General features: G+C 72.9%; 19 protein-coding genes. 4 read left to right on the forward strand and 15 right to left on the reverse strand.

The features are described 5' to 3' along the window. Window positions 1-10: 10 nt before the first annotated feature. A complete protein-coding gene (locus tag NRK68_RS02695; protein WP_257854765.1) occupies window positions 11-970 on the reverse strand; it encodes an aldo/keto reductase in 960 nt (319 codons plus the stop codon). Between the two features lie 188 nt (window positions 971-1,158). On the opposite strand from NRK68_RS02695, the gene NRK68_RS02700 reads away from it, so the two are divergent. Next, entirely contained in the window at window positions 1,159-2,610 is a 1,452-nt protein-coding gene (locus NRK68_RS02700; RefSeq protein WP_257854766.1) for an AMP-binding protein, read from the forward strand. Here NRK68_RS02700 and NRK68_RS02705 read toward each other — a convergent pair. After that, window positions 2,574-2,822 carry a hypothetical protein gene (locus NRK68_RS02705; RefSeq protein WP_183065928.1) on the reverse strand — a complete coding sequence of 83 codons (249 nt, stop codon included), beginning with the start codon at window positions 2,820-2,822 and terminating at the stop codon, window positions 2,574-2,576. The two genes, NRK68_RS02700 and NRK68_RS02705, sit on opposite strands and share 37 nt — an antisense overlap. Before the next feature lie 43 nt (window positions 2,823-2,865). Continuing rightward, the gene (locus NRK68_RS02710) at window positions 2,866-3,378 is read right to left on the reverse strand and encodes a hypothetical protein (protein WP_257854767.1); all 513 of its coding nucleotides are present in this window, start codon (window positions 3,376-3,378) and stop codon (window positions 2,866-2,868) included. 184 nt (window positions 3,379-3,562) lie between these two features. Here NRK68_RS02710 and NRK68_RS02715 point away from each other — a divergent pair, with 184 nt between their 5' ends. Beyond that, window positions 3,563-3,937: a toxin Doc gene (locus NRK68_RS02715; protein ID WP_183065926.1), complete on the forward strand. Its 375-nt coding sequence runs from the start codon at window positions 3,563-3,565 to the stop codon at window positions 3,935-3,937. Window positions 3,938-3,943: 6 nt separating this feature from the next. Here NRK68_RS02715 and NRK68_RS02720 read toward each other — a convergent pair whose 3' ends face one another. The 10 genes from NRK68_RS02720 to NRK68_RS02765 all read right to left on the reverse strand — a co-directional run bounded on the left by NRK68_RS02720 (window position 3,944) and on the right by NRK68_RS02765 (window position 11,837). Further along, window positions 3,944-4,330 carry a hypothetical protein gene (locus tag NRK68_RS02720; RefSeq protein ID WP_183065925.1) on the reverse strand — a complete coding sequence of 129 codons (387 nt, stop codon included), beginning with the start codon at window positions 4,328-4,330 and terminating at the stop codon, window positions 3,944-3,946. A gap of 326 nt (window positions 4,331-4,656) precedes the next feature. Then, window positions 4,657-5,574 carry a MurR/RpiR family transcriptional regulator gene (locus NRK68_RS02725; protein WP_183065924.1) on the reverse strand — a complete coding sequence of 306 codons (918 nt, stop codon included), beginning with the start codon at window positions 5,572-5,574 and terminating at the stop codon, window positions 4,657-4,659. Window positions 5,575-5,679: 105 nt separating this feature from the next. Then, window positions 5,680-6,312 carry an NADPH-dependent FMN reductase gene (locus tag NRK68_RS02730; protein WP_257857750.1) on the reverse strand — a complete coding sequence of 211 codons (633 nt, stop codon included), beginning with the start codon at window positions 6,310-6,312 and terminating at the stop codon, window positions 5,680-5,682. Between the two features lie 218 nt (window positions 6,313-6,530). Continuing rightward, window positions 6,531-6,872, reverse strand: a complete 342-nt coding sequence (locus tag NRK68_RS02735) for a TcmI family type II polyketide cyclase (RefSeq protein ID WP_183065922.1) — start codon at window positions 6,870-6,872, stop codon at window positions 6,531-6,533. Between the two features lie 21 nt (window positions 6,873-6,893). Further along, window positions 6,894-7,373 carry an SRPBCC family protein gene (locus tag NRK68_RS02740; RefSeq protein ID WP_183065921.1) on the reverse strand — a complete coding sequence of 160 codons (480 nt, stop codon included), beginning with the start codon at window positions 7,371-7,373 and terminating at the stop codon, window positions 6,894-6,896. Between the two features lies 1 nt (window position 7,374). Next, window positions 7,375-7,629, reverse strand: coding sequence for an acyl carrier protein (locus NRK68_RS02745; protein ID WP_030965472.1), 255 nt, complete (start codon window positions 7,627-7,629; stop codon window positions 7,375-7,377). Between the two features lie 44 nt (window positions 7,630-7,673). Then, the gene (locus NRK68_RS02750; RefSeq protein ID WP_183065920.1) at window positions 7,674-8,912 is read right to left on the reverse strand and encodes a beta-ketoacyl synthase N-terminal-like domain-containing protein; all 1,239 of its coding nucleotides are present in this window, start codon (window positions 8,910-8,912) and stop codon (window positions 7,674-7,676) included. Further along, a complete protein-coding gene (locus NRK68_RS02755; RefSeq protein WP_183065919.1) occupies window positions 8,909-10,180 on the reverse strand; it encodes a beta-ketoacyl-[acyl-carrier-protein] synthase family protein in 1,272 nt (423 codons plus the stop codon). Before NRK68_RS02755 ends, NRK68_RS02750 begins: the two co-directional genes overlap by 4 nt. Further along, complete coding sequence (locus NRK68_RS02760; protein WP_030965476.1) at window positions 10,177-10,620, reverse strand: cupin domain-containing protein; 444 nt, start codon at window positions 10,618-10,620, stop codon at window positions 10,177-10,179. The genes NRK68_RS02755 and NRK68_RS02760 overlap by 4 nt, the downstream gene beginning before the upstream one ends. 119 nt (window positions 10,621-10,739) lie before the next feature. After that, window positions 10,740-11,837 (reverse strand): SchA/CurD-like domain-containing protein, encoded by a 1,098-nt coding sequence (locus NRK68_RS02765; protein WP_257854771.1) that lies wholly within the window; start codon window positions 11,835-11,837, stop codon window positions 10,740-10,742. A gap of 274 nt (window positions 11,838-12,111) precedes the next feature. Here NRK68_RS02765 and NRK68_RS02770 point away from each other — a divergent pair, with 274 nt between their 5' ends. Both NRK68_RS02770 and NRK68_RS02775 read left to right on the forward strand, forming a co-directional pair. Continuing rightward, the gene (locus NRK68_RS02770; RefSeq protein ID WP_257854772.1) at window positions 12,112-13,746 is read left to right on the forward strand and encodes an FAD-dependent oxidoreductase; all 1,635 of its coding nucleotides are present in this window, start codon (window positions 12,112-12,114) and stop codon (window positions 13,744-13,746) included. Window positions 13,747-14,278: 532 nt separating this feature from the next. Next, window positions 14,279-14,497, forward strand: coding sequence for a hypothetical protein (locus NRK68_RS02775; protein WP_183065916.1), 219 nt, complete (start codon window positions 14,279-14,281; stop codon window positions 14,495-14,497). A gap of 158 nt (window positions 14,498-14,655) precedes the next feature. On the opposite strand, the gene NRK68_RS02780 is transcribed toward NRK68_RS02775, so the two are convergent. Both NRK68_RS02780 and NRK68_RS02785 read right to left on the reverse strand, forming a co-directional pair. After that, window positions 14,656-17,667, reverse strand: coding sequence for an AAA family ATPase (locus NRK68_RS02780; RefSeq protein WP_257854773.1), 3,012 nt, complete (start codon window positions 17,665-17,667; stop codon window positions 14,656-14,658). 1 nt (window position 17,668) lies between these two features. Further along, a complete protein-coding gene (locus tag NRK68_RS02785) occupies window positions 17,669-18,859 on the reverse strand; it encodes an exonuclease SbcCD subunit D (protein ID WP_257854774.1) in 1,191 nt (396 codons plus the stop codon). Between the last annotated feature and the right edge of the window lie 230 nt (window positions 18,860-19,089).

Raw genomic sequence — 19,089 nt, forward strand, 5'->3', positions numbered from 1 at the left:
TGTCCGCCGGTCAGGGCAGCGGGACGCCGCGGGCCGTGACCCAGAGCTCGTACCACTCCTCGTGCGTGAGGTCGGGTTCGCGCACGGCCGCGTCGCGGCAGGCGCGGATGCGGTCGGGGCGGGCCGTGCCGATGACGGGGGCGATCCGCGACGGGTGCCGGATCAGCCACCACAGCAGGACCGTCTCGGGCGTCGTGCCCTTGCGCCGGGCCAGCTCGGCCAGCAGCTCGGCGGTGGCCCGCTCGGCCGGCGTCTGCTGGCGGCCGGTGAACCGGCCCTGGGCCAGGGCACCCCACGCCTGGAGACGGATGCCGTGGTCGCGGCAGTGTTCCAGGGTGCCGAAGGGAAAGCCGTCGGCCGTGGCGGCGGGGGTGTTGAGCAGCACCCCGGCCTCCACCCAGTCGCGGTGGTGCAGGCTCATCTCCAGCTGGTTGGCCACGAGCGGCAGCTCCAGCCGGGCCTGGAGGTGGGCGATCTGTGCGGCGCCCATGTTGGACACGCCGAAGCGCCGTACCAGGCCCTGCCGGTGCAGGGAGGTCAGCGCCGCCGCGACGGAGTCCACGTCCGCCAGGGGGTCGGGGCGGTGCAGCAGCAGGACATCGATCACGTCCGTCCTCAGCCGGGTGAGGCTCTCCTCCACCCGGCGGGTGATGGTCTCCCCGCGCAGGTCGTACAGGCCCGGGCGGTCCTCGTCGCCGAGCCGGATCCCGCACTTGGTCTGCAGCGTGATGCGGTCGCGCAGTCCGGGCGTCCGCGCGAGGACTTCGCCGAACACGGCCTCGGACTTGCCGTGCCGGTAGATGTCGGCGTGGTCGAAGGCCGTGATCCCGCTGTCGAGGGCGGCCTCGACGGCCGCCTCGGCGGCGTCGATGTCACCGGGTCCGTACGGTCCCGGCTCCCAGCTCCCGCCGAGGCCCATGCACCCGTACAGCACCCGGTCGTCGTCCATGCCCACACCCTCGTTCGTCACCACGCCACCCTAGAGGGTGCGGTGCGGGTCCGTTCCTGCTGGTGGGCGCCGTTCGTTGGGTGTTCTGCCGAGGGCGCGTCACATCCGTGGTCGGGACGGCGCCTTGTGCGCGGCGGTGCGGCCGGTTTGGCTTCCCTGAGGCCGGCGTCGTGCCGGCCTCCGCACGTCACCGGCACCGAGGGAAGCGCATGACATCCATGCTCGACGGCTGCACGCCCTGGCCCCAGGGGTTCGTCGACCGCTACTGGGCGGCCGGGCACTGGCGCGGCACCACGCTGGACAGCCTGCTGCGGGGCTGGGCCCTGGAGTACGGACCGCGCACCGCGCTGGTGTCCGGCGACGGCACGCGCCTGACGTACGCGGCCCTGAACCGGCGCGTGGACCGCATGGCGGCCGGCTTCCGCCTGCTCGCCCTGCGGCCCGGGCAGCGGGTCGTCGTCCAGCTGCCGAACGTCCCCGAGTTCGTCGTCACCGTCTTCGCGCTGATGCGTGCCGGAGCTATCCCCGTGGTGTGCCCGGTCACGCACCGCGCCCCCGAGGTCTCGCACCTGGTCCACGTCACCCAGGCCGTCGGCTACGTCGGCCCCTCCACGTACGAGGGCTTCGACCACACGGCGATGGCGGCCGGCATCGCGGCCCGGGGGCCGTTCCTGCGGCGGGTGTTCACCCGTGAGCCGCCGGGCACCTCGTCCCCGTACGGCGGTTACACCACCGACCCGTCGGGCTGCCACTACTTCCCGCTGGACTCCGTCGACGCCCCGCCCGCGCCGCCGCCGGCCGTGAGCGCCGGCCAGGTGGCGTTCCTCCTGCCGTCCGCCGGCACCGGCGCCGAATCGCCGTTGCTCGTGCCGCGCACGCACAACGACTACGCCTACCAGGCGGCGGCGTGCGCCGAGGCGGTGTCGCTCACCGAGGACGACGTGTACCTCGCCGCGCTGCCCGCCACGACGTCCTTCGCCCTCGGCAGTCCCGGCATCATCGGCACCCTCTCGGCCGGCGGCACCGTCGTGCTGGCCGAGGACCCGGATCCCGCCGAGTGCCTTGCGGCCATCGCCCGGGAACGGGTCACCGTCACGTCGGTGGTGCCCGATGTCGCCCAGGGCTGGCTCGACGCGCTCGCGGCGGCGCCGCGGGCCGGCCTGAGCAGCCTGCGTCTCGTACAGATCGGCGGCGAGGCGCCCCCGCACCCGGCGACCGCCCAACGGCTCGCCTCCGCGCTGGGCTGCCGCCTGCAACAGGTCTTCTGCAGGGCCGAGGGCCCGCTCACCCTCACCCCGCCCGCGGACCCGACCCCGGCCCCGGTTCCGGACGGGGCCGTGCCCGGCACGCGGGGCCGCCCGCTCTCCCCCGACGACGAGATCCGCGTCGTCGGCGCCGACGGCGAGGACGTGCCCGACGGCGAGCCCGGTGAACTCCACTTCCGCGGCCCGTGCACCGTGCGCGGCTACTACCGGGCGCCCGAGCACGACGCGCGCGCCTTCACCCGGGACGGCTGGTTCCGCAGCGGCCTCCTCGGGCGCCGCACCGCCGCCGGCGACCTCGTCGTGACCTGCCCGGACGGTGTTCCGGAACGGTTCGGAGGGGGGCGGTCCGGCGGCCGGGCTCAGGGGAGGTCATCCGTCGGTGGGTCTGCCTCGTAGACGTGCGGGGTGTCGGACTGCCACTCCACCAGTTCGGCGCCGCCGAGGACGACGTCGTCGGGGTCCGGCATGCCCGCACGCCGCAGGAACTCGATGAGGTCCTCGTCCGAACGGGCCAGGCCGAGGGGCTCCTCCCGGTCGGCGGTCCGCAGGGTCACCTGCCGGCCTCCCGACGGGAAGATCCGGTGCACGACGACGGGCGCATGACGCATACCCCCAGCCTCCCCGGAGCGGCCCGGTCCGGCATCCCGGGAGTCAGCGCTTCCGGCCGACGGAGGCGGCCGCGTCCGCCGAGGCGCGGATGCGGAACGTGGCGGGGTCGGGGTAGGTGGCCTTCTCGGCCAGGACGACCGCCTCGATCTCGTCCTTGAAGGCGGGCTCGAAGAAGTCGATGTCGAGCAGCAGTCGCAGGCCGCGCAGCGTGGGGTCCAGCAGCGGGCGAGCCATCCGGGCCCCGCCGCCGCCGATGCCGGTGAATCCGGCCCGGACCACCGCCGGCCGGGCGGCCACCCGGTCCTCGACGCCCGCCGTCGCGTAGCCGAGGATCAGCGCGAGCTCGGCGAGGAACTTCCGGGTGCCCAGGGCCATCTCCTCGGCGCCCTGGAGCGTCTGCACGCAGCCGCCGGCCACCTTGAAGTCGTCGCTGGTGCGCTTGAGGCCGCGTGACTCGTACGCCGCGAGCGCCTCCTCGAAGAGCCGCCCCGCCTCGTCGACCGCCCGCATGGCGGCCACCAGCTGGTCGATGTCGATGTCGATCTCGCGCTTCACGCTGCCTCCAGGTCCCGGAACTGTGCTGCACGCACCGTAGGAGGCAAAGTCCCGCTGCGGAACACCTCTGCGCGGTCGGATCCGATCCGGCCACGTGGCCGGGACGGGACGGTCGCCGCGAACCGGCCGTCGGGCCGGTCCGAAAAGCCCCACGGCCGGGCCCGCGGCGGGGATACTCGGACGCGTGGAACTGCACATCGATCACCGCTGGCTGCTGGAGCGGCAGGAGGCGCTGTTCAAGGACGTGGCGGTGGCCGACCACTCCGCCCTGGTCGCCGCCGTGGCCCGGCACCGGGTCAACACGCCCAGCCTGGAGGTGGACGACCCCGACGCCTACTGGCGCGCGGCCGCCCTGCTGGACGCGATCGTGCTGCTCCGGCCGCTGCCCACCTCGAACGAGTACTTCGCCTACGGGGTCGCCGTCGCCTATATAGAGGCCTCCGGCAAGGCGGTGGAGGCCTCCTACGAGCAGTGGCGCGACCTGATCACCGACATCCGCATGCTGCGCGTCAGCGTCTTCGACGTCGCCGCCCGGCTGCGCTCGTGGCAGCCGGTCTGAGGCCGGTCAGCGCCGGCGCTGGGCGGGGGTGCCCACCAGGAGCGCGTCCGAGACGAGCCGCGCACCGCGCGAGAGGCGGCCGAGCTGCTCCAGCTCCAGGGCGTACATCCTGATCGAGTTCTCGATGACCGACTCGGCTATGCCCATCGTGGGCAGCTCGGCGCGGCTGGTCTGCAGGGCCGCCCGCACCGCGCGCATCTCGTGCTGCAGCTGGAGCTGGACGTGCCGGGCGAGGAGCGCGTGGTGACGGGTGAGCGTCAGGTAGCCGCCGTAGCGGGCCGGGAGGAGGTCACGCAGCCAGCGCGTCGCCGTGCGCTCCCAGTCGTGCGTACCTGGCGCCTTGACCTGCAGGGGCCAGTCCGGGCTGAGCGTAAACGTGGCCGTCTGGGGCATTCTCGTCACTTCCGAGTGGTGTCGAAGCTCTGATCGAGACGTTCTGAAGGGGCGGCCTCGGCCCAGGGGTTGACCGAGGCCGCCATGGGCGCTCTGCGGGATCCGTAAGCCTGGACTCGTCCCGCGGTCGCGACGTGAGGAGGAGGTTCGTCGTACCGCGGCGCGTTCGAGAGGACGTGGGGTCGTCCTCCTTGGCATCTGGTGGATCAGGAGCGCCGTCGTCAGTAAACATATATACCGTCGAGTAAGCAAGCGTATGAAAAATTTCATGCACTTCGAAGGCTGAATATGGCCTGGTGAAGCCGGAGCGGAGCGGCTAGGAACCGCTACAGGAAAAAGCCGTGCTGGTCGGCCACGTGCTCGTAGTCCTCCAGCCGGGCCTGGGTCCGCTCGGGATCCGCGTCCGCCATCGCCTGCAGCAGGGCCGCCGAGAGCATCCCGGGCGCCGCGTAGGAGTCGAACACCAGGCGGGAGCCGGTCGCCGCCGTCAGGGCCACGTCCGCCTCGTCCACCAGCGGTCCGAGGGTGGGATCGGTGATCAGGACCACCCGCAGCCCCGTACTGCGGGCTGCCCGGATGGCCGACAGGGTCTCCTTGGCGTGCCGCGGCATGGCGAACGCCAGCACCCAGGTCCCGCCGGCCGCGCGGGACTGGAGCAGCGCGTCGAAGGCGACGCTGCCGCCTCGCGTCACGAGGCGCACGTCGGGGTGGATGCGCCGGGCGGCGTACGCGAAGTACTCCGCCAGGGAGACCGAGATACGCAGCCCGAGGATCGTCAGCGGCACCGACGCGGCCAGCTCACGGCCGATGTCCAGCACCTGGTTGGTGTCGGCGAGCAGCCGGCGCACGTTCTCCAGGTTCTCGATCTCCGCGTCGACGGCGGCCTGCAGTTCGTTGCGACGGATCTGCTCTCGGGTGTCCTGGGCGCCGGCCACCGCGCTCAGCGCGATCGGCTGGAGCACGTCGCGCAGCGCCGGGTAGCCGCTGAAGCCCAGGGAGGCCGCGAAGCGGGTCACCGAGGGCTGGCTCACGCCCACCCGCTCGGCGAGCTCGGTGATCGAGAGGAAGGCGGCCTCGGTGAGGTGGTCGATCAGGTACTGCGCGATGCGCCGCTGGCCCGGGGACAGGCGGCGGCCGTCGAAGAGCGCGAGGAGCCGGTCGGCCGGAGGGCGGACCTCAGTGGCCGGCTGACCGCTCGGCGTGATCGCAGCCGCTTGCGCGCGTGCCTGCTGCCCCGATGACACCGGAGGGCCTCCTTCTCACGTCACTCGCGCCAAACATAGCTCACCCCTCGTGGCCGGTGATGATCAGTCCTAGGGGCTGTGCGACCCTGATCCGCCGGACACCCCCTAGTCCTGGGCGCGGGCGGTCACCGGGGCGTCGGTGCGGTCGCCCAGGAACTCGTACCAGCGGCGCTGCAGGCACAGGTAGCGGGTGTCGGCCTCGACGAGGTCGAGGAAGGAGCCGATCGTGGCGGTGAGCCGCTCACCGAGGCCCGGGTCGGTCAGGGCGCCGTCCTCGGCGAAGGCCTGGTGCGCACCGGCCAGGCTGAACATGTCGGGGTAGACGCGGGCGCCGAGGTGTTCGAGGGGGACGCGCAGGGCCCACAGTCCCCGGTTGCCCCCGACCATCGAGGGGGAGGCCGAGACCAGCAGGGTCTGTTTGTCCTTGAAGGGCTGCGGGCGGTAGCGGGAGACCCAGTCCACGGCGTTCTTCAGGACGCCCGGCACGGAGGCGTTGTACTCGGGCGAGGCGATGATCAGCGCGTGCGCGGACTCGATCCGTCTGCACAGGGCGAGGGCCCCCTCCGGCAGTCCGTCGCCGGCCTCGGCGTCGCCGTCGTAGGGCGGCATGGGGAAGTCACGGAGGGTGACGGGTTCCGCGACGGCCCCGGCGTCGCGCACCATCGCGGCGACGAGGGCCGCGAGCCGGACGTTGACGGAGCCGGTGCGCGAGGACCCGGACAGGACGAGCGCGCGCAGCGAGGTGCGCGGGTGCTCGCCGTCGTGCGGGCGGCCCGGATCCGCCGGGAAGTGGTCGGTGTCGGTCGGGTTCATGCCGTCTCCTGCTCCTCTGCTGCTGTCTGCTGTTCTGGCTCGGGCCGCCGGTGGCAGGCCCCGGCGGGCGGCGACGGGGCGGGCGGCCGACGCGCGGCGGGACCCGCACACGCCGGTGTGCGGGTCCCGTCCGGGCCGCCGGGTCACTTCGCGCCGGGGCTCTCCCAGCGGTAGAACTCGTGGGCCATCGCGTCCTTCGGACTGCGCCAGGTCTCCGGGTCGTGCGGGCTGATGTACGCCTGGAGCCGGTCGCTCAGCCTGCGGAACTCGGGGTGTTCCGTGACCTTGGCGATGGCCGGCCCGGGCGGCCGGTCCGCCTCGATGAAGTGCATGTAGACGTCGCCGAACTGGAAGAGGCTCCGGCGTGTGACCCCTACCAGGCGCGGCAGTTCACCGGCGTCGGAGTCCGCGAAGAGCTCGGCGATGTCGGGGCCCGAACCCGGCGCCATGCGGGCGACGATGAGGGCGCGGTGCGTGTCGTTCATCCGGCTGCTTGCCTTTCGTTCTCAGATACGGCTGGCGGCGGGGGCGTGGCTCTCGCGTGCGCGCTGCTCGATCTTGTCCCGGATGAGCGCCATCTGGATCGGGGAGTTGCGGTTGATGTTGTCGGTCATCCAGGCGTCGTCCACGGGTGCTTCCGGCTTCATCGCGAAGTCCTGCGTCCACTTCATCCGGGTGCCGCCGGGCACCTTGAAGTACTGCCAGTGGATGTCCATGTGGGCGAAGGGGCCCGTCTCGACCCGTCGGGCGCGGACCGTGAGGCCCTGGCGGTCGACGGTCCGCTCCGAGACCCAGCTCCACACCTTGCCGTTCTCGTCGGGGTGCATGGTCAGGCGGAACGTGGTCGTGTCGCCCTTCTGGTCGAGGATTTCGAGCGAGGCGTACTCACTGAACAGCTGCGGCCAGCTCGGGAGGTCGTTGGTCATCTCCCAGACGAGCTCCACGGGCGCGTTGACGGTGATCTCGTTCTCGGTGTGTCCTGGCATGTCAGGCTCCGGTCATCAGGCTGTGGTTGACGAGGTCGAGGAATTCCCCGGGGGTCTTGCAGCGGTCGGCGTCGGTGGGCAGGGCCCGCCCGCGCCGGTTCTCCAGTTCACCGACGATGCCCAGCAGGCCCAGCGAATCGAGGCCGTACTCGTCGAACGACGAGTCCGGGCGGCTCGCCATCTCGGCGGGATCGACGGTGATGCCGGCGGTCTTCATCAGGGCCGCCAGTTCCTCCACGGTCAGTCGGTCGGACATGGGGGTGGTCCCTTCCTGTGAGGGGCCGCGCGGGCCCCGGCGGCCTACGAGGCCGCCGGGGAGGCCTTGCGGACGACGAGCGCGGAGTTCGATCCCATCCGGCCGCGGCTGAGCACCAGCGCGGTGCGCAGGTCCGCCTGCCGGGCACTGCCCGTCACCACGTCGAGGTCGTGGCACACGTCGTAGACGTTCGGGGTCGGCGGGACGACGCCGTGCTCCAGCGCCATGACCGCGGCGGCCGTGTCGAGGGCGGGTGCCGCGCAGTACGCCCGTCCCGTACCGGACTTGGGCGCCGTGACCGGCACCTTCCGTCCGTGGTCGCCCAGGGAGCGCAGGATCGCGGCCGCTTCGGCCGCGTCGGCCTCGGGTGTCCCGAGGGCGTCGGCGAAGACCACGTCGATGTCCTCGGGGGCGCATCCGGCTTCCCGGAGCGCGCCGCGGACCGCGTGGGCCAGTCCCTCGCCGGCCTCGTCCGGCCGCCGGGTGCCACTGAAGGTCGCGGCGTGGCCGGCCAGGACGGCGCGGGCGGTGGCGCCGCGCCGGCGGGCCTCGTCCTCGTCCTCGACGACGAACATCGCGCCGCCCTCGGCGGGGACATAGCCGCAGGCCTGGTCCGTGAAGGGGCGGTAGGCGCGTTCCGGGTCGTCCCGCGTGCTCAGGCCCTCGTACTCCAGCTGGCAGACGATGGAGTACGGCGCGAGGGGCGCCTCCGTCGCTCCGACCAGCATGGCCCGGCTGCCCCGGCGGATCGCCCGGTCGGCGTGCGCGAAGGCGTCGAGCCCGCCCGCCTCGTCGCTGCAGACGACCCCGCAGGGTCCCTTCAGTCCGCGGCGGATGGAGATCTGGCCGGTGCTCGCCGCGTAGAACCAGGCGATCGACTGGTACGGGCCGACGAAGCGCGGCCCCTGTTCCCACAGGTGCTGCAGTTCGCGCTGGCCGAACTCACCACCGCCGGAACCGGCGGCGGTGACGACCCCGAAGGCGAAGGGGTCGCCCTCGTAGTCGGCCCGGCCGAGCCGGGCGTCCTCCAGGGCGAGGTCGGCCGCGGCGAGGGCGTGGTGGGTGAACCGGTCGGTCTGGACGAGGAAGCGGTCCTCGACCAGGGCGCCGGGTTCAAAACCCCGGACCTCGCCCGCGACGCGCAGCGGCAGGTGCTCGCAGCCCGCCCTGGTGACCCGGTCCAGGACGCTCTGGCCGGACTGGGTCGCCTTCCAGAAGGCGTCGGCGCCGATGCCGTTGGGGGCGACGACCCCGATGCCGGTGATGACCGTACGGCTGGTCACGAGACCTCCTCCTTCGGCCGGGTCATGACCACGGCGGACTGGAAGCCGCCGAAGCCGCTGCCCACGGAGAGCACGCTGCGCAGTTTCCGGTCCCGGGCGACCTTGGGCACGTAGTCCAGGTCGCACTCGGGGTCCGGGGTCTCGTAGTTGGCGGTCGGCGGCACCACCTGGTGGACCATGGCGAGGACGCAGGCCGCGAGTTCGATGGCCCCGATGGCGCCGAGGGAGTGACCCACCATGGACTTGATGGAGGTCATCGGCGTCCGGTAGGCGTGCTCGCCCAGGACCTTCTTGACCGCCGCGGTCTCGTGGCGGTCGTTCTGCTTGGTGCCCGAACCGTGCGCGTTGACGTAGTCGATCTCGTCGGCGGCGATCCCGGCCTGGGCGAGGGCGGTTTCGATGGCCCGGGCCATCTCCAGGCCCTCGGTGGTCAGCCCGGTCATGTGGTGGGCGTTGCCGAAGGTGGCGTAGCCGCCGATCTCGCAGTAGACGGTCGCACCGCGGGCGCGGGCGTGTTCCAGCTCTTCGAGCACGAGGACGGCGCCGCCTTCGCCGAGGACGAAGCCGTCCCGGTCGGCGTCGAACGGCCGGGAGGCGTGCGCCGGGTCGTCGTTGTTCGGCGAGGTCGCCTTGATGGCGTCGAAGCAGGCCACCGTGATCGGCGATATCGGCGAGTCCGAGGCTCCGGCGATGCACACGTCCATCCGGCCTTCCGCGATGGCGTGCACCGCGTACCCGATGGCGTCGAGTCCCGAGGTGCAGCCGGTGGAGACGGTCTGGACGGGGCCGCGTGCTCCCGTCTCCTCCGCGACGGCGGAGGCGAGGGTGGCCGGTGTGAAAGCCCGGTGCAGGTGCCGGCCGGCCAGCTTGTGGTCCACGTCCCACCAGGAGCCGGACTGGCTCACGGCGACGTAGTCGTGCTCCAGCCGGGTGGTGCCGCCGACGGCGGTGCCGAGGGAGACACCGGTCCGCCAGGCCTCGTCCGAGGTGAGGTCGAGTCCGGCGTCGCGCACCGCCTCGCGGGCGGCGACCAGGGCGAACTGGATGTACCGGTCCGCACGGGCCGCCTCCTCGTCGTCGAGGCCGTGCGCGGCGGGGTCGAAGTCGACCTCGGCGGCTATCCGGGAGCGGAATCCCGTCGGGTCGAAGAGGCTGATGCCCCGTGTCGCCGTACGCCCGTTGGCCAGCAGGTCCCAGAAGTCGCGGACGCCGATGCCGCCGGGCGCGACGACGCCCACTCCGGTGACGGCCACCCGTCGGCGGGTCACGAGACCGCTCCGGTACGGTCCGGCGGCTGCTCCCATGCGGTTCCCTCCGGGTTCGGGGCCTGCTCGGTGTCCACGTGCCCCAGTTCGGGGCGCGGGGCGAGGGGGCCGAGGTGGAAGACCATGCGGGCTTCGGTGTCCCCGACGTTGCGGAAGCGGTGCCGGGTGTTCAGCGGGACCAGGAGTCCCTGGTCGGTGCGCAGCGGGTGGGGCTCCCCGTCGAGGTCGACCTCCAGCCGGCCGCTGACGACGTACACGAACTCCTCGGAGTACGGGTGGTAGTGCTCGGCGATCGACTCTCCGGGGGCCATGATGGCCAGGCCCATGAAGCCGCTGGTCGAACCCACCGACGTCGGGGTGAGTACGGCCCGCAGGTCGCCACCGCGCCGGCGGTTGGGCGGCGTCTCGCTCAGGTCCACGATGCGTGGGCGCTGTTGGGTCATGGTGGGTGCCTCCTGGCGTGTGGGGAGAGCCTCGACGGAGATCGGGTGGGTCGGGGGTCCGGGGGTGGGGGGTCGGGCGGGGCTGGGGCGGGGCCGGAACGGACGGGCCCCGGGAGGGATCAGGACTGCGCGGGTGCCCGGCGGTCGGTGATCAGGTTCATGGTGTGGTGCGCGGCGCGGCCCCGCCCGCCGGGCGCGACCGTCAGGCGGTCGAGCACCGCGGCCTTGCGGGGGCCCGAGATGCCGTAGACGGTCTCGGGGTCGGCCTCCAGCGGGCCGCGCACGTCGATCAGCCGGACGACGATGTCGTCGCGCTGGAAGATGCTGCTGCTCCGGACGGGGCTCTTGGACCGGCGCGCGGCCGTCTCGTCCTGCCGGGCGAGGAACCTGGCGAGCGCCTGGCCGCAGCCGGGCTTGGCCGGGTAGAAGACCGCGTGCCGCTGCACCTCGGCCGACTCGGGTTCGGGTGCGGCGATGTGGTGGACGGCCGGGACGGCGGCGCGCATGAAGAACATGCGGGCCGATTCCGGGTCGCCGAGGTCCCGGTCCTGTTCGAGGTAGGGGTTGATGGCCTCCTCGACGGCGCGTACCTCGGGCTGTTCCGAGACGTGCCGCAGGGCCGCCATCAGGTCGCCCTGGACCTCGACCGTGCGCACCACCCGGTTGCCGTGCATGAACAGCGAGGTGCGGCACAGGCGGGTGTGGTCGTCGACGCGGGCCGTCGGTGAGGCGTAACTGGAGAGGATGGCCGCGACGTCCTTCTCGCTTCCCGGCTTCACCGTGAAGGTGAGGGCGTGGCGCACGATCCCGGCGCCCAGCCGGGGCGTGGCCTGCAGGCGTGCCGTGGACGGGCGGGACGCCTGGTCGTAGCCCCTGCCGGTCTCGCGCAGGACGGTGAACTTCAGCGGGCGCATGGAGCGCGCGCACGCGCCGAGCGGCCGCACCTGTTCGGCGTGGTGCTCGCTGTTCACCCAGGCGAGGTACTGCGGGGCGCTCTCCCACTCGCTCGTGATCAGCCACTGCGAGGGGTCCTCGAAGGACTGGCACAGCTGGTCGCTGATGTGGCCCGGGACCGACGCGATGTCGTTGCGGAGCTTTTCGTACGCCTCGAAGAACCGCTGCTGGGTCCCCTCGTGGAGATCCATCAGAAGGACGACCCGGAGCATGGAGCCGTCGAAGGCTGACTGCGACACCCGTTCGGACAGGGTGGTTGTCATCTACTCACTCCTTCATGAGGGGGTGGAGATCCATCGCGTACGGACCCCTCGTCCGTCACCGGTGGCGTCCGCCCGGGCCGGCGGCCGCCTCACCGGGGAAGGACAGGCCGGCGCGTCCGGGGGGAGCCGCTGTCGCTCATCGTCATCCGGGTAGGGGCGTACCGCTACATGTCGGGATCAAGCGGGTGACAACCGGCGAATCAACTGGGCCTCATCCCGGATCGGGGGCATAAAGAGTCCACTCCCCCACACAGAAAACAGGAGCCCGCAGCTGATGGAAGACAACGCCGATGTTCGCGTACCGGTTCTCGTCGTGGGCGGCTCCCTCGTGGGCCTGTCCACCTCGCTTTTCCTGAGCCGCCACGGAGTGAGGCACCTGCTGGTCGAGAAGCACTCCGGTACCTCCCCGCACCCGCGCGGCCGTGGCATCAACGCCCGGACGATGGAGCTGTACCGCACAGCGGGGGCGGAGCACGCGATCCGCCGGGCGGCGTCCGTACTGGAGGGCATTCAGGGCATTCTGCAGGCGCGGTCGCTGACCGACACCGCCGATCACAACTGGCTGATCAAGTCGATCGACCCGTCCGGCGCGCTGGCGCGTTTCAGCCCGACGCAGTGGTGCCTGTGCAGCCAGAACAACATCGAGCCGGTGCTGGCCGAGCAGAGCCGGGCGCAGGGCGCCGACATCCGTTTCGGCAACGAGCTGATGAGCTTCGACCAGGACCCCACCGGGGTGAACGCCGTGGTGAAGGACCGCACGACGGGCCAGCACATCACGGTGCGGGCGGACTTCCTGATCGCGGCCGACGGGCCGCGCAGCCCCGTCCGCGAACAGCTGCGGATCCCCCAGACGGGTAACGGCGAGCTGTTCCACAACGTCAGCGTCACCTTCCGCTCGGAGCGGCTGGTGAAGGTGCTGGGCGACCTGCGCTTCATCGTCTGCTACCTGATGCGGCCGGGCGCCGACGGGGCGCTGCTGCCGGTGGACAACGACACCCAGTGGGTCTTCCACGCCCCCTGGCACCCCGACCAGGGCGAAACCCTGGAGGACTTCACCGACGAGCGGTGCGTGGACCAGATCCGCGAGGCGGTCGGCGTACCCGACCTGGACGTGGAGATCGGCGGCAAGGCTCCGTGGCACGCGGCCGAACGGGTGGCGGAGCGGTATGCGTCCGGCCGGGTGTTCCTGGCCGGCGACGCCGCCCACGAGATGTCCCCCACCGGGGCCTTCGGCTCCAACACCGGTATCCAGGACGCGCACAACCTGGCGTGGAAGATCGCCGCGGTACTGGACGGGTCGGCGGGCATCGAGCTGCTCGACACCTACCAGGCCGAGCGGCTTCCGGTGGCCAGGGCCACGAGCGAGCGGGCGTCCGCCCGTTCGGCCGAACACAGCCACCCCGGGTACGCGCCTCCGCCCACCATGGGCGGCGGACCGGGCAGCGGTGTCCTCACCACGGCGATGGCCTACTGCTACCCGCAGGGCGCGTTCGTCGGCGGCACCCCGGGACGGCCGGTCATCCCGGAGACGCTCCAGTCGATGGGCGACACCGGGACCCGGGCCCCGCACATGTGGCTGACCAGGGGCAGCGAGCGGATCTCCACCCTTGACCTGTACGAGCGCTCCTTCGTGCTGCTCAGCGGCTCGGGTACGCCGTGGCGGGCGGCCGCGGAACAGGTGGCCCGGGAGCTGAGGGTACGGCTGGAGGCCTACACGATCGGCTCCGCGCCGGGCGCGGACCTGGTCCCGGCGGGCGGCGCCCCCTGGACCGAGGTCCACCGGCTGGCCGCCGACGGCGCCGTGCTCGTACGCCCGGACGGGTTCGTGGCCTGGCGGGCGGAGGGCGCGGTGGCCGATCCCGCGGCGGCGCTGCGCGAGGTCCTCTCGACGGTGCTGCGCCGGGCGTGACCATCCACTCCCCCCGTCCGCCGGCCGTGCGCGCGGCCGGCGGACGGGGTTCAGCGGCAGGTCCAGCACCCTGCCCAGCAGCCGGCGTCGGGCCGGACGGTACGGCGGCGGCCGGAACCGCCGCCGGCCCCCTTCCCGGCGCCGCCCGTCGCGCCGCTGTCACGGTCGCCGTCGAGGGAGGTCCGGTTCGCGTAACACGCGACGACGACCGCGATGGCGGCCAGTTCCTCGGGGGCGGCGACGCCCCTCTCCACACGCAGCAGGCTCGCTATCGGAACATCGTTCGACATCGGCACGGCCTCTCTCACGGGGGCTGCGCGTGCGCCCTGTCGCGTCGCGAGGGCCTGACCGGCTCGGCGTCGACGCGGGCGGCACACGGGTGGCTCGGCGCGCCGACGGGACGTGTTCCGCATGCGCGAACCGGCCTGCGGGGTCCTGGTCCTGTCGGATCCGGGGGACCCCTGTCGCGACCGACGGTACAAGCGCCCGGCGGACGCGGCACGCCGGGACTCCGGCACCCGGCGGGGTGGCCGTGAGCGGCCACCAGCCCCTGCTCTGCCGGGGCTGCGCCGGCCATCTGTACGCCGTCTGCACGACGGACCACACGGGCGGGAACAAGGTCGGCCAGTGGGAGGTCGACCACGAGATGCCCATGTCGTGCCCGCTCGCGGGCCTGCTGCCGCTGACCGGGCGGGGCATCTCCGTCCACGACCTGCCCGGCGCCGAGGAGGTCCTGGGCCCACGGCGCTGAAACAGGGCGCGTTGGGCCGCACGGGTGAAAATCCGTCCGCCGCGGACGGGGCCGCACGGGTGAGGACCCGTCCGCCGCGGGCATCGCCGCGGCGGACGGACGGACCTGCCGCCGCGGCGGTCAGCGGGCGGTGTCCTCCTCGCACCGGGCGGACGGCGTCACTGCTCCGCCCCGGTCAGCAGGGCCACGGTGGAGCCGGTGGTCGTCTTGCGGACGTGGAGGCGGTGGGTGACGCGCCGTCGCAGTTCCGGGACGTGGCTGATGACTCCGACCGTACGGTCGTGCGCACGCAGGTCGTCGAGGACGTCGAGGACCTTGAGAAGGGTGTCCTCGTCGAGGGTGCCGAACCCTTCGTCGATGAACAGGGTGTCGAGGGCCTGGCCGCCCGATTCGGCGGTGACGACGTCGGCCAGGCCGAGAGCGAGGGAGAGGGAGGCGAAGAAGGACTCACCGCCGGAGAGGGTGTCGGTGTCACGCTCCTTGCCCGTCCAGGAGTCGGTGATCTTCAGGCCGAGGCCGGAGCGGGCTCCGTGCGAGGCCCGGACATCGGAGTGGACCAGGGTGTAGCGGTGATCCGACATCCGGGTGAGGCGGGTATTGGCCGCCGCGACGACCTCTTCGAGGCGGGCGGCCAGGACATAGGCCTCCAGCTGCATGCGCAGCCGGTTCCCCGGCGAGGTCCCGTTGATCAGACCGTGCAGGTGGTCGACCGTACGGTGGACGCGTTCGGCCGGTTCGAGGCATTCGACCTGGGTCGTGAGCCGGGCCAGCAGGTCCGCGAGGGCGCGGGCACGCGCGGCGGCGTGTGCGGCCCGGGCGGCGGCAGCGGTGTGGCGGGCGGTGGCCGCGTCGAGCCGCCCGGCGGCTTCCTCCGGGTCGGCGGGCGGCAGCCCGGCGGCCGCCGCGATGCCCGGTTCTTCCAGGCGTGCGGTGGCCACGGCGCGCTGGTCGCGCCACCGGTCGATCTCTTCCTGGAGGGTACGGAGCTCGTCGTCGGAGCGCCGGGCCCGTGCGGCGGCGTCGAGGGAGTCGAAGCCGGCCGCGCGGGCGGCCCGGTCCGCCGCCCCCGCCGACTCCTCGTGCTCGGCAGCCGTGCGTACGGTGGCGCCGCAGTGTTCGGCCGCGGTGGTGAGATGGTCGGCCGTCCGCGTCAGCCGGGCGATGCGCAGAGCGAGCGTGGGGTCCTCGGCGCGGGCGCCGGTGATCCTCCGGTCGAGTTCCTCCATCTGCTGGGCGAGGGCCTCGTAGGCGGCGTCGGCCGCCGCGAGCCTGGTGGCCGCGGCGGTCCGGGCCTCGTCGGTCCGGGCGTGCCGCCGTTCCAGCGCGACGAGTTCCTCGGTCGCCGGGCCACTGTCGGACGCGGCTTCGAGGGCTGCCGCCAAGCGGTCCCGCAGCGCGGTGCGTTCGGCGACGAGATCGGCCAGGGCGGTGTCCCCGCCCGCCTCGCCGCGAGCCGCCGCGGCCTGCTGCTGGAGCTGCTGCAGGCCGCCCCGGAGCTCCCGTTCGGTGTGCTGGGCCTGCGTGTGGCGGGACTCGGCGTCCTTCTCGTCGGCGGCCGTGGGCTGGTCGGGGTGCGGGGCCGCCGGGTCCGGATGGACGGGTGAACCGCAGACCGCGCAGGGTTCCCCGTCGATGAGCCCGAGGGCGAGTTCGGCGGCCATGCCGTCCGTGCGCCTGCGCCGGATGTCGATGTGTTCCCGGGCGGCTCGGCCCGTCGCGTGCTGCGCCTTCGCGAGTTCCGGACCGGCCTCGCCGATCCGCGCGACGTACGCGTCACGGCGTTCCGCCGCGTCGACCCGGGCGTCGAGCAGGTTCAGTGCGAGGGTGTGCCCCCGGCCCGCCTCCTCCGCGGTGCGTGCGGCCTCTATGCGGGCGCGGAGCTGCGTCCGCTGCAGAGGTGCTTGCTCCAGCCACGCCTGGGCGTCACTCAGGTCCTGTACGAGCTCCTGGCGTTCGTCGTCCAGTTTGCGCAGGTCCGTCTGGTGCTGCTGGAGGGCGGCCTCGTCGGGCAGCAGGGCGTGCAGGGCGCCGATGTCGGCGCGCAACCGCTGCCCGGCGCGGGTGAGTCCGGCGGCGTCGAGGGTCGCGTGCTCGGGGCCCAGGGCGGCACGGGCCCTGAGCTCGGCCTCCTGCGCGCCGGCGTGCCGGCCGGCCGCGTTGGCCGCGGCTTCCAGGAGGGGGGCGACCTTCTGCCCCTGCAGCGCCTCCTGCCGCTGCCGGGCGAGGTCGGCCTGCCGCTCCGCCTGCTCGTCCAGGGCCCTGAGCCGTTCGCCCGCCAGGCGGTGGGCCTCCTGCCGGGCGGCGAGTTCGCGTACGGCGTGTTCGCCGTCCCGGAAGGCGGTCAGCTCCTCCTCCGCCCGCCCGGCGGCCGTGGCCGCGTCGCGCTCGTGGGTGACGGCCTTGGCGTGCAGGGCGGTGGCCCAGGCGAGAGCGGGTCCGGTGAGGCCGGCGGGGTCGGAGGCGGACGGAGCGCCCTGGTGCGGTTCGAGCTCCTCCCCGGCCTCCTGCTGGATGCGTTCGGTCAGGTGCACGACGGACGTACGGGCCTCGTCGCGCTGTGCGGCGAGGGCGTTCTTGCGTGCGGCGAGCCAGTTCTCGATGGATCCGAACCGGTGGGTGTGGAAGAGCTTGCCGAGGAGATCCTTGCGGTCGGAGGCGCCGGCACGCAGGAACCTCGTGAACTCGTTCTGCGGCAGCAGGACGACCTGGCAGAACTGCTGCCGGCTCATGCCCAGCAGGGCCTTGATCTCGTCCGCGGCTTCCCGGTGGGACCGGCTCAGCGGTTCCCACTCGCCGTGTCCCGTGGGACCCGGGGACCACTGGCTGAGGTGGGTCTCGGCCGGCTGCTGGGTGGTTCCCTCGCCGCGGACCTTGGGCTTCTGCTGGGCGGGAACGCGCCGGATCCGCAGGCGCTTCCCGGCGAGGGTGACGTCGAGCGTCACCTCGGTGAGCAGGCCGGGGGGCGCGTGGTCGCTGCGCAGCTGCAGCTTGCGGTCGGTGGGCGGCTCTCCGTAGAGAGCGACGCAGATGGCCGCGAAGAGGGTGCTCTTGCCGGCTCCGGTGTCGCCGTGAAGGAGGAACAACCCGTCGCGGGTCAGGGTGTCGAAGTCGACGGTGTGGGTGCCGGCGAAAGGTCCGAACGCCTGCAGGTGCAGGCTGTGCAGGCGCATGTCAGACCGTCTCCTTCACCTGGGCGCCGATGCGGGAGTCGTCGATCGCTTCCTGGAGGAGCGCGCTCTCCTCGTCGGTGGGTCCGGTGCCGCGCACGGTGGTGACGAAGTCGTGGGCGATGTCGAGGTCGCCCCGGCCCCGCAGTCGCTCGCCGTAGGAACCGGTGGCCTGGGCGGGGACGACGGCGGGGGTGTGCTCGATGTGCAGGGTGTGGGGGAAGCGCTGCTTGAGGCGGGCCATCGGCTCGTAGGGGTGGGCGGTGTCCGTGAGCGTGACGTGCAGCCAGGACTCGACCAGGGCCTCCTGGGCCGGGTCGGTCAGCAGGTCCTCCAGGTGGCCCCTCAGGCGGGCCAGTGGGAGCCGCAGGTCCGGAGGTAAGGCCTTGCGGGTGACGGTGGGCACGGCGTTGGGCTGGGCGTTCCCCGGCAGGTCGACGAGCGTCAGTGACTTGTCGTGCCCGGTTTCCGAGAAGGAGTAGGCGAGCGGAGAACCGCTGTAGTGGACCCGGTCGGTGACCCGCTGGGCACGGTGCAGGTGCCCGAGGGCGGTGTAGTCGATGCCGTCGAACACGGCGGCATCGGCGTCGGCGACGCCGCCGACACTGATGTTGCGTTCGCTGCCGGTCTCGCCGGCCGGGGTGCCGCCCGCGGTGATGAAGGCGTGGGCGAGGACGACGGAGCGGGTGCCTTCGGGGCGGGCGCCGAGGTCGGCGCGGATCCGGTCCAGGGCGGAGGTGAGCACGGCCTGGTGGGAGGCGGTCCCGGCGCCGAGCCGGGTGTGTACGAGGGTGGGCTCGAGGTAGGGCACGGCGTAGACGGCGACCGGGCCGTCGGAGTCCTCGAGCAGGACCGGGGTGCCGACGTCGGCCGGGTCGGTCCGCAGGTGCACCCGGGCCCGGGCCAGCAGCCGGGCCCCGACGCCCAGCCGGTGTGCGGAGTCGTGGTTCCCGCTGATCATGACGGTGGGTATCTCGAGATCCGCCAGCTGGTGCAGGGCGTCGCTGAACAGGCGCACGGCGTCGAGGCCGGGGATGGCCCGGTCGTAGATGTCACCCGCGACGAGCAGGGCGTCCACCCGCTCGGCCCGGACGGTTTCGCAGATGTGGTCGAGGACTCGGCGCTGGGCGTCGATCAGGTCTTCTCCGTGGAACCGGCGGCCCAGGTGCCAGTCCGAAGTGTGCAGGAACCTCATGGGCACAGACCGTAACCGCACGGATGCGGTTCACGGACGGTTTTGCCGATAGGCGGAACCGCGCACACCGGTCGGGCGGCGCGTGCGGAAAGGTTTCCCCCCTTGGGCGGGGGCAATGGGGAGCCCTGACAGCCCGAAGGAGACCCGTGACCGGACAAGAACCCACCACCGCCGACGACGGGCCGGGGAGCGTCACCGTCATCGCCCACCGGCACCGTCCGGCCGAGCGG

It is taken from the genome of Streptomyces yangpuensis (assembly GCF_024666385.1).
In the GTDB taxonomy this organism is placed as follows: domain Bacteria; phylum Actinomycetota; class Actinomycetes; order Streptomycetales; family Streptomycetaceae; genus Streptomyces; species Streptomyces yangpuensis.

Bases quoted from the DNA above. Each gene is read 5' to 3' on its own strand.
- NRK68_RS02700 (WP_257854766.1), top strand. From the start codon at position 1,159: ATGACATCCATGCTCGACGGCTGCACGCCCTGGCCCCAGGGGTTCGTC.
- NRK68_RS02705 (WP_183065928.1), bottom strand. From the start codon at position 2,822: ATGCGTCATGCGCCCGTCGTCGTGCACCGGATCTTCCCGTCGGGAGGC.
- NRK68_RS02720 (WP_183065925.1), bottom strand. From the start codon at position 4,330: ATGCCCCAGACGGCCACGTTTACGCTCAGCCCGGACTGGCCCCTGCAG.
- NRK68_RS02735 (WP_183065922.1), bottom strand. From the start codon at position 6,872: ATGAACGACACGCACCGCGCCCTCATCGTCGCCCGCATGGCGCCGGGT.
- NRK68_RS02740 (WP_183065921.1), bottom strand. From the start codon at position 7,373: ATGCCAGGACACACCGAGAACGAGATCACCGTCAACGCGCCCGTGGAG.
- NRK68_RS02745 (WP_030965472.1), bottom strand. From the start codon at position 7,629: ATGTCCGACCGACTGACCGTGGAGGAACTGGCGGCCCTGATGAAGACC.
- NRK68_RS02760 (WP_030965476.1), bottom strand. From the start codon at position 10,620: ATGACCCAACAGCGCCCACGCATCGTGGACCTGAGCGAGACGCCGCCC.
- NRK68_RS02765 (WP_257854771.1), bottom strand. From the start codon at position 11,837: ATGACAACCACCCTGTCCGAACGGGTGTCGCAGTCAGCCTTCGACGGC.
- NRK68_RS02770 (WP_257854772.1), top strand. From the start codon at position 12,112: ATGGAAGACAACGCCGATGTTCGCGTACCGGTTCTCGTCGTGGGCGGC.
- NRK68_RS02780 (WP_257854773.1), bottom strand. From the start codon at position 17,667: ATGCGCCTGCACAGCCTGCACCTGCAGGCGTTCGGACCTTTCGCCGGC.
- NRK68_RS02785 (WP_257854774.1), bottom strand. From the start codon at position 18,859: ATGAGGTTCCTGCACACTTCGGACTGGCACCTGGGCCGCCGGTTCCAC.